Raw genomic sequence first — 12546 nt, 5'->3', positions numbered from 1 at the left:
ATTCGTTCAAAGCCGCTAATTCGGACAAAAATTGTTTTATCATAGAGACTTACCTCAATTCGGATTAGTTTGATGGCTTTGCTCCCTATACTTCGATACCCCGATCCACGCTTGCACAAAGTTGCCAAGCCGGTTCAGGTCGTCGATGACCGTATTCGCACTCTGGTGCGCGACATGGCTGAAACCATGTACGAAGCGCCTGGCGTGGGTTTGGCTGCCACCCAGGTGGACGTGCATGAACGGGTGGTGGTAATCGACGTCTCTGAAGACAACGACGATCTGCGTGTATTGATCAATCCCGAAATCATCTGGAAAAGCGAAGAAACCCAGGTATACGAGGAGGGGTGTCTTTCAGTACCCGGTATCTACGACGAAGTGCAACGTGCGGCGCGCATCCGGGTACGAACCCTGGATGAACAGGGTGAAACCCACGAATTCGATGCCGAAGGCCTGCTTGCGGTATGTGTCCAACACGAGCTCGACCACTTGATGGGTAAGGTGTTTGTCGAATATTTGTCGCCCCTGAAACAGAATCGCATCAAGACGCGCCTGCGCAAACAAGAGCGTGAGGCGCTCAAGGCCTGATCCCTGCCAGTACGTGCTTGGTACTATGCCTGTTCTAACTTTGAATTGGCGTCTCTATGCGTATAGTATTTGCTGGTACCCCCGAATTTGCCCGTCTGGCGCTCGATGCTCTCTTGCAGGCAGATCACGAAGTATCGCTGGTGCTGACCCAGCCAGATCGTCCTTCCGGGCGCGGCCTGAAGCTCACTCCCAGCGCCGTCAAGCAAGGAGCGCTTGCGGCAGGGATACCCGTGTGCCAGCCGCGCAGTCTCAGGCTTGACGGTAAGTATGCGGAAGAGGCGCAGGCCGCACGCCAGGCGATGCTCGACGCCTCGCCCGAGTTGCTGGTCGTGGCCGCCTATGGCCTTATTCTGCCGCAATGGGTGCTTGACCTGCCCACTTACGGTAGTTTGAATATCCACGCCAGCCTGTTGCCCCGGTGGCGCGGTGCGGCGCCGATCCAGCGCGCGATCGAGGCCGGTGATGCGCAAACGGGCATCACGATCATGCTGATGGATGCGGGCCTCGATACCGGAGCGATGCTCTTCACGCGCGCGTTGCCCATCAGGTCCGAACACAATGCGGCCACACTGCATGACGAACTGGCCCAATTGGGCGCCAAATCAATAGTCCAGGCGATCGACGAGCTTCAGCGGGGCACCCTGGTGGCGCAGCCGCAGCCCGAACAAGGCGTCACCTATGCGGCCAAGCTCGACAAACTGGAGTCGCCGCTTGACTTCACGCAGCCGGCAATCCTCCTGGCTCGCCGCATTCGTGCCTTCGATCCCGTGCCGGGCGCAACCATGCAATTACCCGGCTTGGCCGACCCTGTGAAAGTGTGGAGGGCGCAGGCAATCGACGCCGCCTCTTATGGTTCCGGTGACGATCAGGTGCACCTCGCCAACCCGGGCAGCGTCCTGCGCGTCAACGCTGAAGGTATCGACATTGCCACCGCCGACGGTGTGTTGCGTGTGTTGGAATTGCAGAAAGCCGGTGGAAAGCGTCAGCCGGTAAGTGCCTTTGTGCAGGGGTGGGCATCTGCATGAGCACTCCCGAACTACCTGCGGCATCTGCCGGCACCCTGGATTACTACGCTAGGAACGCGGAAAGCTTCAAGGCCGGCACCCTCGATCACGACGTCAGCCAGAACATGGCGGCCTTGTTGCGTCATATACACGGTGCGCCCCCGTATCGCATACTGGATTTCGGTTGTGGACCGGGCAGGGATCTTAAAGCGTTCACGGCAATGGGCCATATCGCAACGGGGCTGGATGGTACCGCGGCCTTCGTGTCCATGGCCCGCGATGAATCCGGCTGCGAAGTCTGGCATCAGGACTTCCTGTCGCTGGACCTGCCCGATCATCGCTTCGACGGTATCTTTGCCAACGCTTCCCTGTTTCACATACCCACGAAGGAATTGCCGCGGGTGCTTAGGCAGCTTTACGCTGCATTGAAACCGGGTGGAGTCCTGTTCAGCTCGAACCCGCGTGGAGACAACCAGGAGGGATGGAGCGGTGGACGTTATGGCGCCTACCACGACCTTGAAGCGTGGCGCGCTTATTTGACCGCCGCAGGTTACACCGAGCTAGAACATTATTACCGCCCCGAGGGCAGGCCGCGCGATCAACAGCCCTGGCTGGCCACTGTCTGGCGCACAAAACCCGCCATTGACTGAAGCTTGCCTTGTGCTACGATCTTTCGAGGCCTTTCAACCACTCGGAACAACCTCCATGACTTGCTATAAATTAGGCGACTCGACCCCCGACATACATGAAACCGCGTTCGTCGCAGCCGAAGCCACGGTCATAGGCCTGGCTACCATGCAGGCGAACAGCAGTATCTGGCCCGGGGCCGTCATTCGCGGGGACAACGAACCGATCGTGGTAGGTGAAGGGTCAAACATCCAGGAGGGTGCGGTCCTGCATACCGATCCGGGTTGTCCCCTCACCATAGGGCGTAACGTAACCGTCGGGCATCAGGCCATGCTGCACGGCTGTACGATCGAAGACGGCGCACTGATCGGAATACAGGCCATTATCCTGAATCGCGCGGTAATCGGTCGAGACAGTCTCGTGGGCGCGGGCGCGGTGGTCACGGAAGGCAAGGTCTTTCCAGAGCGGTCACTAATACTGGGCGCACCCGCCAAAGTGGTTCGTACACTGACCGATGACGACATCGCCGTCCTGCACAAAAATGCCACTGGCTATGCCGAACGCGCCGCGCGTTACAAAACCGACCTGGTGGCACTTTAAGCGCTTACTCGCTCAGGTTATCTTGCACCCATTTTTCACCGTCCCGCGCAAGATCCATCATGTGCTTGATAATTTGTACGTCGGACTGACCAAGGTCGCGTCCGCGTCGGGTAAAAAACGCCATGCTGTCCACTGTGGGAAACCAGTCTTCCTCGGGCTGTAGCTCCAGCCCGTTTGTATGCTTGATGTTGCCGTTGGGCAATATATACCAGGTCGTCATAACGTAATAGTAAAGGATCGAAGGCAACTTATGCGTATCGTTATACCGGACGATTACCAGGACTGCGTACGGCATCTGGACTGCTTCGCGAAGCTTGCAGCCGCCCATGGCATCAGACATGACATCACAATCTTCAATGATAGCGTCACCGATCTCGACGCATTGGCGGCCCGCTTTGCCGGGGCCCAGGCTCTGGTGTTGATCCGCGAACGAACGCGCATTACGGCCTCCCTGCTGGACCGTCTGCCCGACTTGAAAATGATCAGCCAGACCGCCAAGGTCTCCGGCCATATTGATCTGGCCGCTTGCACCGAACGCGGTATAGCGGTGGCTGAAGGTTCCGGCGATCCTACCTCCACGGCGGAACTGACGTGGGCATTGATCATGGCCAGCCGCAGACACGTGTTGGCCGAAGCCAACCGCCTGAATAATGGGCGGTGGCAAGGCTTCCTGGGCCAGCAATTGCGTGGGCAGACAATCGGTATATGGGGCTATGGCCGCATCGGCAAGCTGGTGGCTGGCTACGCCAGGGCATTTGGCATGAACGTCTGGATCTGGGGCCGTACCGGCTCCATGACGCGCGCCCAGGCCGACGGTTACGATATAGCTCCTACGCGCGAACGTTTCTTCTCGGATAGCGACGTTATTTCGGTGCATCTGAGGCTGAACGAGGAAACCGTCGGTATCGTGCAGCAAATGGACCTCACCGCCATGAAGCAGACGGCCCTGTTCGTCAATACCAGTCGGGCCGAGCTCGTTGCGCCCAGTGCATTGACTGCGGCGCTGGATGCAGGCCGGCCCGGCTTCGCCGCGGTCGATGTGTACGAAGAAGAGCCCGTGCTCGGCGCCAGGCACCCCTTGCTCAATCGCGAAAACGTGCTGTGCACGCCTCACATTGGCTATGTTGAACGCGAAAATTACGAGCTTTACCTGGGTACTGCTTTCGACAATCTTCTGGCTTACGCTGCCGGACGGCCGGTCAATCTGGCCAACCCGGAAGCGCTCAAGCAGAAATAGCCGCATATGACTCTTCCACAGGACTTTATTTGATGTCGCCCATTGCTTATGGGGCGACGAGACCCTTTGCCGGTATTGCGTTTCTTGTGCTGTCGACATGGGCGCTTTCCGGACTGGATGCCAGCGGCAAATGGGTGATGGCAGCCGGCGTTTCCTTGCTCATGCTTTGCTGGGTGCGCTACGTCGTGCATTTCTTGCTGGTCCTGGGGCTGGTGCTGCCGACGCGGGGGCGGGGGGTCTTGCGCAGCGTGCGGCCCGGAGCACAATTACTGCGCGGTTCAGTGATGTTGCTGGCCACTTTGTCATTCTTCAATACATTGCGCTATCTGCCGCAAGCGGAAGCGACCGCCATCAACTTTCTGGCGCCATTGATCATGTTGTCGCTGGCTCCCTGGCTGCTTAAGGAACCCGCGCGCATTTCACGGTGGGTGGGCGCGGCCGGCGGTTTTATCGGAGTACTGATCATTATCCGTCCTGACGGAGGGTTGGACCCCACGGGGACGATTTTCGGCCTCATCACCGCGTTCCTGTTTGCCGGGCAGTTTATTGCGACGCGGCGCGTCGCCGTCGATGATCCATTCACGACGCTGATCTGGAGCGGAGCGGTGGGCAGCGTATGCCTTACGGTGGCGCTGCCTTTCATATGGCCGGCGGCATGGCCATTCCTCGCAGCACTGAATCCCTGGCATTGGCTTGTCCTCGTGTCGACCGGCTTCTGGGGGGCCGCAGGACACTTGCTGCAGATCCAGGCCTATCGTCATGCCCCGGCTTCCATGCTGGCTCCTTTCATCTACTTGCAGATTATTAGCGCGGCAACGCTGGGATGGTTGATCTGGGGCCAGTTTCCCGACGCCTTGACGTGGGCGGGCATCGCCATCATCTGTGCAAGTGGTGCATCGCTGGGGCTCTGGGAATGGCGCGACAGCCGGCGACGACTTTAGCGTGCCGTGTTGGCGTCAGCACTGCCTTAGTACCATCGGCGATATCACCCGGACGTCGTTGACTTTATAATCGCCGCATGACGAAAAAAATTCTTATTATTCGTACGTCTTCGCTGGGTGACCTGGTCCATATGCTGCCGGCAGTATCCGATATTGCCCGGCATGTGCCTGGCGCCCAAATAGATTGGATCGTGGAAGAGAATTTTGCCGAAATTCCCTCCTGGCACCCGGCAGTGCACGAGGTGATACCCGTGGCCCATCGGCGATGGCGCAAGCACTGGTGGTCGGCCGAAACACGCAAGGCACGTGCCGCATTGCGCAAGAACCTGGATGCCCGCCGCTACGACATCGTGCTCGACATGCAAGCGCTCATGAAATCGGTCTGGCTGGTACGGCAGACACACGGTACGCGTCATGGCCTGGATCGGCGGTCTGCACGTGAACCTCTCGCCTCTTTCTTCTATGACGTCAAGCATACGGTCAATTTCTGGCAGCCTGCAGTGAAGCGCCAACGAGAACTGGCCGCCGCCGCGCTAGGGTATACCTACGATGGCGAGCCGGACTTCGGCCTGCACGGAATCACCGACGGAGTCCAGGTGCAGCCCTATGCCGTCATCATGCCTTCCGCCAGTCGCGACGATAAGCTCTGGCCGCAAGAGGCCTGGCATAAAGTATTCGGCCGCCTGCATGAGCACGGCCTTGATCTGAAGCTGCTGTCGGGCAGCCCTTCTGAAACGGAAAGGGCCACCCAACTCGTCGCGGGCAATTCGCGCGCGTTAGTGCTTCCGCGCATGGATCTCTCCAATGTTGCAAAGGTCCTTGCCGGAGCGCGTATCATGGTGGGGCTCGATAGCGGCCTTACCCACTTATCGGCCGGCCTCGGGCGCCCCACCATAGGTATCTACAAAGCGTCCACACCGGTAAGAACACCGCTCGAAGGGCCGGCATACACCGCCAGCCTTGGTGAACGTGGCAATGAGCCGTCGGCCGAAACGGTCTTGAGCGCGGTGGATCAAGCGCTGGCGTTCGATGAATCGGCCCACGCCGATTTTCCTGGCGGTAATGCTCCTACGAAGGCTGTTGGCCCGCCTTTCGACTGAATGACTTGTCCGGCATGCGTGGACTAGACTTTCATCATCCGCTGTTCGTGTTCAGGCATTGGCATACCATTTGAACCTTTTTACCTACTCCCTTATCGTCCGCTTGCTTACGCCAGCCTTGCTAGGCTGGATGGCTATGCGCGCCCGCCGTTCCGGTCGCAATTGGGGGGTATGCTCGGGAGCCCGATTCGGTCGATATGCGCAAAGCAGCAGCCTGGCCAGCCCGATCTGGGTGCATGCTGTAAGCCTCGGAGAGACCCGTGCAGCACAGCCATTTATCCAGGCCCTGCTCGATCAGGGTGTAACGGTATTGCTCACCCACATGACAGTGACGGGACGCGATGAGGGCATCCGAAGCTTCGCCGAGGCCATAAAGCAGGGCAGGTTGGTGCAGGAATGGCTGCCCTACGATTTTCCCGGCAGCACTCGGCGGTTCATGGCACATTACCGGCCGGGCGCCGGCGTGCTGATTGAGCGCGAGGTATGGCCCAATCTGCTGAATGCCGCGCGCAGCCATCGTGTACCCATGATATTGGCCAGCGCGCGGTTCTCAGACCGATCATTGCGGCATAGCCTGCATGCCGGTCGCGTAATGAATGACGCTTATGCCAGCTTCACGGCCGTGTATGCGCAGACCTTGCACGATGCGCAGCGCCTGGAGCAGGCCGGTGCGTCCGCAGTCCGCGTTTCAGGTAATTTCAAATTCGATATTTCGTTGCCGCAGGAAAAGATACTGCGTGGGCGGCAGTTTGCCGCAGCCTTGCCGCGGAAAATCGTCGTCATTGCCAGTACCCGCGAGGGCGAAGACGAAATGTTCGTCAATGCCATCGTGCGTCAAGTGAAGCGTGCACAAGCCCAGGGTATCGATATCGAGGAACAGGTGCTTTATTGCCTGATTCCGCGTCATCCCGAAAGATTTGAACAGGCTGCCCAGCTGCTCGCCAATGCCGATCTTCCATTTGTCAGACGCTCAGATTTTCTGGACATGGGCGATTGCACCGCAAGCACTCTAAAGGCTTGTTGCAGCGCCGCAGTCTTGCTGGGCGATAGCCTGGGTGAGATGCCACGCTATTACGCGATGGGACAGGTGGCTATTGTGGCGGGAAGCTTTGCGCCACTGGGTGGACAGAACCTGATTGAAGCGTGCGCCATCGGCGTGCCTGTCCTGGTCGGCCCCCATACACGCAACTTCGAACAGGCTGTCGTGGACGCTATCGACGAAGGGGCTGCGATGCGCGTTACAGACGCTGAATCCGCCTTGCAAGCGGCGGGACAATTGCTGGCAGACCCACAACGATTGACCCGTATGGGTCAGGCTGGAGAGCACTGGGTGCGCAAGCACACCGGCGCCGTGGCGCGCGTGCTTGCCGGCCTGAACGAAATCAAAAACTCAACCTGGCAGCCTTAAAGCCCATGGTACTTGCGGCCCAGCTCGAGCGTGGCTTCGAAGAAACCAGCCTTGCTTCCACAGTCATATCGCCGGCCTTCATACTCCAGACCGAATACGGCTCGCGCTTGCAATAAGCTGGCGATTCCGTCGGTGAGCTGGATCTCGCCACCCACTCCAGCCTGTGTCTGACGCAAGTGCTCGAAAATTTCCGGCTCAAGCACGTAGCGGCCCACGACCGCCAGCGTCGAAGGTGCCAGCGAAGGGTCGGGCTTTTCAACCATGCCGTGCAGGCGCATGGTCTTTTCGTTGACAGCCTCGCCGGAAATGATTCCGTATTTATTCGTGTGCTCGCGTTCGATATTCTGAATTGCCAACACACTACCATCCTGCTGATGGGCGGCCTCGACGAGCTGTTGCGTTACCGATGTCTTGGAATCGATCAGGTCATCGGCGAGCAGCACGACGAACGGTTCGTTGCCCACGATGGGTGCGGCGCATAACACTGCGTGCCCCAGCCCCAGCGGTGTTTGTTGCCGGGTGTAGATGCAGCTGACGTAAGAGGGAATGATGTCGCGTATGGCTGCGAGAAGTTCGGTCTTGTTCTTGGCTTCCAGATCGGCCTCGAGCTCAGGCACGCGATCGAAATGGTCTTCAATTGCACGCTTGTTGCGACCGGTGATGAAAATAAGGTCCGTTATGCCTGCCGCGATGGCCTCCTCGACGGCGTACTGGATGAGTGGCTTGTCGACGATGGGCAACATTTCTTTCGGCATGGCTTTGGTCGCCGGCAGAAATCGTGTGCCCATGCCAGCCACGGGGAAAACAGCTTTACGGATTGGTTTCATTTGCGGTCGGTCGTTCCATTGTTGTGCGGAGTCAAAATCATACGCTATGTGGCCCTTTGAGCCCGGCTTTTCAGCAACCGCCATGCCCATCGTGTTCCCTGAACATACTATGCCACGGACGCATCCGGAGACATTCGTCGTACAGCCGGGGCTTTGATATATTATGGCGGTGTTTGGTGCGGCACATCAGCAGTGCCATTACAGGCAGCCGGGGCAATTGTCATGCGTTTTCTTTTCCTGATCGTTCTCATCGCCAATGTGGGCGCGCTGGCCTATGGACAGGGCTTTTTCGGCACACCTCCCAGCGAACGGGGACGCGAGCCGCGCCAGCTGTCCGAGCGCAACCAGCAGGCCATCACCCTGGGTCAGCCGCTGGAACCGGGGCAATTACGCTAGAGCAGTTCCGCAGCCAAGCGAGCAAGCCCGTCCAATACGGGACTGTGCAACCACCTGATGGGCTCGGACTTGAACCCAAGGTCATTTCGGGATCTCGCCAGCAGCCGTTGTACCTCAGCTTCGACTATATTCCAGCCGCCTCCGGTACTGTAGACGACCGGTGGCGTACCAAATATCTCCAGTCCTTCACGCCACTGGCGCAACACGGCACCAGCCTGGGCGGCCGCAATGCCGGTCGCTATTGCCCGGTGGGTGTGAGTGGGAAACGCGACCGCTACGCCTTTTCCTTCGGGCAGATTGGCAGTGCCGGCGGCCAGCGATGTACGCATCAATTCGGGGCCTGGCAAGATCAGTCCACCATGGAACAGGCGGACGCCATCAGGGGCATTTCGAGGACCCAGGGTATCCAGCGTGGTGGCGGTTCCAAAGGTCGCCAACATTGCAGCGTCATCGGTATGCCGGGCCAGGCCTATCATCGACACCCACCGGTCAGCCCCAAGTTGCCCGGCGTCCTCATAGGCGTTCCTGACCCCTCCGGCCATGCGCCGGCTCTCCACCCATCGTATCTCCAGTGAATGGTCGCGCCGCAAGGTTTCAGCAAGGCTGCGTCCCACGTCAGGGCCCGCCACATTGACGCCTATGGCCGCAAGGGGGGCGGATTCGAGCTGATTCGCCCATGATCGAAGTTCGGCCATATCGGCATGGCGCAATGCCAAGGCTACCTTTTCGCGTCGGCCCGAGGCGGAATCCAGCCAGCCGATCTTTATCCGGGTATTTCCGGCATCGATCAACAAGATCAAAGCTTTGCTCCCTGGGCGCGCACCGAAACGTCGCCAACGGAAACCGGTGTCTCGCCAAGGGGTGTGCGCACCAGCAATTGCCCACGATCATTCACGCCGCAAGCAATGCCGGCGTGTGTCAATCGGCCCTCGTCCAGTATGTTTATGTGCTGCCCCGCCAGTATGTCGACGTCTGCATAGCGCTGCGGGAATCCGGTAAATCCGCGTGCCGTAACATCGTTCAGGCTGGTATACCAGGCATGCGCAATGCCGGCCACGATATCGACCGCATTCGCACTGGCGGCATGCGTATCCTCTTTTCCAATTTCGGACCAGTCCGCCACTTGACGGTCCAGGGATTGGCTCAGTGCCCGCGCGTCGTTCAGGTTGATGCCCATGCCGATAACGGCGACGTAATGGTCCGCCGAAAGTCGTGATGTCCCGGCGCGTGTGACCTCCACGAGTATTCCGGCGAGCTTGGCGAGCCGCCATTGGATGTCGTTAGGCCACTTCATGTTCAGTTGCCGGCGCAGCGTCGGCTGGATCAGGCAGCGCAGCGCCTCGCACGCAGCCAGCCCAGCCAATGGGGATAGGGCTGGGAGTTGCTGCGATGGCAGGAACACGTCAAAAGCGCAGGAAAACATGAGATTGGCGTCAGCCCGATTCTGCCAGCTGCGTCCTGCCCGGCCGCGTCCGCGCTCCTGCAAATGGGCGCCCAGCAGCCATGGGCGCGCGAGCGGCCCGTCATTCGAGCGGGCCTTGGCCATGAGGTCGGCATTCGTTGATTGCGTGCTCTGTACCCAGGTAATCTGACGGAAATTCGGCAGCGCGTCCGTCAAGGCAGCCTGTAGCTGCGCAGGTAGCGGCATGGATGGAGAAGAGGGGGTAGGCATTAATTCGTAACGTTGGGTGGCGTAGAATGATCGGGCCTCCGTTATAACTCAAACCGCCTACCATGCAAGCTCGTACCGTGAAAATTTCCTTCCAGGGCGCAGCCGGCCCGATTGACTGTGTGCTGGATATCCCCATGGGTACGCCTCGGGGATGGGCGCTGGTGCTCCATCCGCATCCCTTGCATGGTGGCGCGCGCGAGAACAAAATCGTCACAACAATAGCTCGTGCCTGCGTACAGAGCGGACTGGTAGCCGTACGGCCCAACTTCCGCGGAGTCGGCGAGTCGGCTGGGGAATTCGACAAGGCGGTAGGTGAAACTGCCGATATGCTGCATTTGGCAGAGCAGTTTGAAAAGGCGTATCCCGATGAAGCGGCCGGCAAATGGGTGCTGGCCGGTTTTTCGTTCGGCACATCGGTGGCCGCGCAAGTGTATTCGCAACGGCTTGAGCAGGCTGGAAAAATTCCTGATGCGCTTTTGCTGGCCGGCTCCGCGGTGGATCGCTTCAAATTTCGTGACATCCACGTTCCCGCTGACACCTTCCTGGTGCACGGAGAGATCGATGAAGTGGTGCCATTGACAGAGGCAATGGAGTTCGCGCGTGAACACGCCTTGCCCATGGTCGTCGTACCGGACGCCAGTCATTTCTTTCATGGCAAGCTTATTATTCTTCGCCAGCTTATCGAGCAGCGCCTGGCGGCGGTTTGATGACCAGGTTGTGTAACACCTCGTTGGCCACTTCCGGTTTCAATTTCTTTCTTTTTAATGTTGAAACATCACGTTGCCGGTCGCAATAGGCTGGCTGCTCTGCCTATAATAGTTGCCTTGCGCCGTTTGTCTTCCCGGCCGATATTCTTTACGATATGGCGATGATCATCACAAAACACCGTTTTAAATTCTCACGAATCTCACATTTTCTCGCGGGATTGACGCTTGTTGTCTCGCCCATCTGCGCCACTGCTCAAACTACATCTTCTCCCACACCGGCGCCTGTGCCTGCCGAAACCACGGCGACCGGGCAGGCCGCTTCGGTCGGCGTTCTTGTCGACGGCACCGTCATGGTCGGCGAACTGGCCACGGTGCCAGCGCCAACCCTCACCGCGCGCGCCTGGCTTACGCTTGATGTGAACAGCGGGCAGTTCATTGCGTCGCAAAATCCCGACGAGAAAGTCGAGCCTGCCTCGCTGACGAAGCTCATGACGGCTTATCTGGTGTTCGAGGCAATCGAAGACAAGCGCCTGTCGCTCGACCAGACCGTAAACATATCCGAGAAGGCCTGGAAGACTGAAGGCTCGCGCATGTTTGTCAAGCCCAATACGCAAGTGTCTGTCAGCGATCTCCTTCAAGGACTGATCGTGCAATCGGGCAACGATGCTACCGTTGCACTTGCCGAAGCGGTTGCCGGAAGCGAAACCGCTTTTGTTGCCTTGATGAACGAAGAAGCTGCAAAGCAGGGCCTGAAGGATACCCATTTCGTCAACTCCACGGGCTTGCCAGATCCTGCCCACCTGACAACGGTGCGCGATCTTGCCGTCATGGCCAAGAACATCGTCACCAAGCACCCGCAACATCTGCACTATTACAGCCAAAAAGAATTCACCTACAACAAGATCAAGCAAAATAACCGCAACCGGCTACTTTGGACTGATCCTACGGTCGACGGCCTGAAGACCGGGCATACCTCGTCGGCCGGCTATTGCCTGGTCGCTACCGCCCTGCGCGATGGCCGCCGTGTCGTATCGGTCATTGTGGGGGCAAGCAGTGATGGCGCGCGCATCGAGAACAGCCTGAAGTTATTGAACTGGAGCTTCCAGAACTTCGACACCATCAAGTTGTTCGACAACACCAAGCCCGCGGTGATGGCCCGTGTTTGGGAAGGCCAGGCCGAGACAGTGGGCCTGGGTGGCCTGGAGCCGATGTGGGTCACGGTGCCCCGAGGCAAGGGCCCCGAGGTCAAGCCGGTTGCTCAATACACACAGCCGTTGATTGCTCCGCTGAAGAACGGCGCCAAGGTCGGCACCGTATCGTTGTCGCTCGACGGCAAATTGCTGCGTCAGGAATCCCTGTATGTACTTGACGACGTCCCCGAAGCAGGCTTCTTCGGCCGGATGTACGACAAGGTTCGTTTGATGTTTGAATAATAAGGCTGA

Annotated in this window: 15 protein-coding genes; 11 read left to right on the top strand and 4 right to left on the bottom strand. The window is 58.8% G+C overall.

Translation table 11 applies throughout. From position 1 onward, the window contains the following. The first annotated feature begins 72 nt into the window (after positions 1 to 72). The 4 genes from def to CR155_RS07020 are packed head-to-tail and all read left to right on the top strand — an operon-like array spanning position 73 to position 2816. Positions 73 to 585 (top strand): peptide deformylase, encoded by a 513-nt coding sequence (gene def, locus CR155_RS07035; RefSeq protein WP_102069290.1) that lies wholly within the window; start codon positions 73 to 75, stop codon positions 583 to 585. A 56-nt stretch (positions 586 to 641) separates the two neighbouring features. Then, entirely contained in the window at positions 642 to 1610 is a 969-nt protein-coding gene (gene fmt / locus CR155_RS07030; protein WP_102069289.1) for a methionyl-tRNA formyltransferase, read from the top strand. Continuing rightward, entirely contained in the window at positions 1607 to 2239 is a 633-nt protein-coding gene (locus CR155_RS07025) for a class I SAM-dependent methyltransferase (RefSeq protein WP_102069288.1), read from the top strand. Before fmt ends, CR155_RS07025 begins: the two co-directional genes overlap by 4 nt. Positions 2240 to 2294: 55 nt before the next feature. Continuing rightward, positions 2295 to 2816, top strand: coding sequence for a gamma carbonic anhydrase family protein (locus tag CR155_RS07020; RefSeq protein WP_102069287.1), 522 nt, complete (start codon positions 2295 to 2297; stop codon positions 2814 to 2816). Between the two features lie 4 nt (positions 2817 to 2820). Here CR155_RS07020 and CR155_RS07015 read toward each other — a convergent pair whose 3' ends face one another. Next, positions 2821 to 3036 (bottom strand): hypothetical protein, encoded by a 216-nt coding sequence (locus CR155_RS07015; protein ID WP_102069286.1) that lies wholly within the window; start codon positions 3034 to 3036, stop codon positions 2821 to 2823. Between the two features lie 30 nt (positions 3037 to 3066). On the opposite strand from CR155_RS07015, the gene CR155_RS07010 reads away from it, so the two are divergent. The 4 genes from CR155_RS07010 to CR155_RS06995 all read left to right on the top strand — a co-directional run bounded on the left by CR155_RS07010 (position 3067) and on the right by CR155_RS06995 (position 7502). Then, positions 3067 to 4053 (top strand): D-2-hydroxyacid dehydrogenase family protein, encoded by a 987-nt coding sequence (locus CR155_RS07010; RefSeq protein WP_102069285.1) that lies wholly within the window; start codon positions 3067 to 3069, stop codon positions 4051 to 4053. Positions 4054 to 4085: 32 nt separating this feature from the next. After that, positions 4086 to 4994, top strand: a complete 909-nt coding sequence (locus CR155_RS07005) for a DMT family transporter (protein ID WP_102069284.1) — start codon at positions 4086 to 4088, stop codon at positions 4992 to 4994. 77 nt (positions 4995 to 5071) lie between these two features. Next, entirely contained in the window at positions 5072 to 6094 is a 1023-nt protein-coding gene (gene waaC / locus CR155_RS07000) for a lipopolysaccharide heptosyltransferase I (protein WP_102069283.1), read from the top strand. Positions 6095 to 6164: 70 nt separating this feature from the next. Continuing rightward, positions 6165 to 7502, top strand: a complete 1338-nt coding sequence (locus CR155_RS06995) for a 3-deoxy-D-manno-octulosonic acid transferase (protein WP_102069282.1) — start codon at positions 6165 to 6167, stop codon at positions 7500 to 7502. On the opposite strand, the gene galU is transcribed toward CR155_RS06995, so the two are convergent. Next, positions 7499 to 8329, bottom strand: coding sequence for a UTP--glucose-1-phosphate uridylyltransferase GalU (gene galU, locus CR155_RS06990; RefSeq protein ID WP_102069470.1), 831 nt, complete (start codon positions 8327 to 8329; stop codon positions 7499 to 7501). The genes CR155_RS06995 and galU overlap by 4 nt on opposite strands. A gap of 222 nt (positions 8330 to 8551) precedes the next feature. Between galU and CR155_RS20885 the strand changes: the two genes are divergently transcribed. Next, positions 8552 to 8725 (top strand): hypothetical protein, encoded by a 174-nt coding sequence (locus CR155_RS20885; RefSeq protein WP_199171698.1) that lies wholly within the window; start codon positions 8552 to 8554, stop codon positions 8723 to 8725. On the opposite strand, the gene CR155_RS06985 is transcribed toward CR155_RS20885, so the two are convergent. Both CR155_RS06985 and CR155_RS06980 read right to left on the bottom strand, forming a co-directional pair. Beyond that, positions 8722 to 9525: a type III pantothenate kinase gene (locus CR155_RS06985; RefSeq protein ID WP_102069281.1), complete on the bottom strand. Its 804-nt coding sequence runs from the start codon at positions 9523 to 9525 to the stop codon at positions 8722 to 8724. The two genes, CR155_RS20885 and CR155_RS06985, sit on opposite strands and share 4 nt — an antisense overlap. Continuing rightward, complete coding sequence (locus CR155_RS06980; RefSeq protein WP_102069280.1) at positions 9522 to 10397, bottom strand: biotin--[acetyl-CoA-carboxylase] ligase; 876 nt, start codon at positions 10395 to 10397, stop codon at positions 9522 to 9524. The genes CR155_RS06985 and CR155_RS06980 overlap by 4 nt, the downstream gene beginning before the upstream one ends. A gap of 62 nt (positions 10398 to 10459) precedes the next feature. Between CR155_RS06980 and CR155_RS06975 the strand changes: the two genes are divergently transcribed. Continuing rightward, positions 10460 to 11104, top strand: coding sequence for an alpha/beta hydrolase (locus CR155_RS06975; protein WP_102069279.1), 645 nt, complete (start codon positions 10460 to 10462; stop codon positions 11102 to 11104). Positions 11105 to 11259: 155 nt separating this feature from the next. Then, complete coding sequence (locus tag CR155_RS06970) at positions 11260 to 12537, top strand: D-alanyl-D-alanine carboxypeptidase family protein (RefSeq protein ID WP_439650421.1); 1278 nt, start codon at positions 11260 to 11262, stop codon at positions 12535 to 12537. Positions 12538 to 12546: the final 9 nt, after the last annotated feature.

The sequence above is a fragment of the Pollutimonas nitritireducens genome, from assembly GCF_002849615.1.
In the GTDB taxonomy this organism is placed as follows: domain Bacteria; phylum Pseudomonadota; class Gammaproteobacteria; order Burkholderiales; family Burkholderiaceae_B; genus Pollutimonas; species Pollutimonas nitritireducens.
The sequence above is the reverse complement of the archived record's forward strand: the minus strand, read 5'-3'. Positions and strand labels throughout refer to the sequence as shown.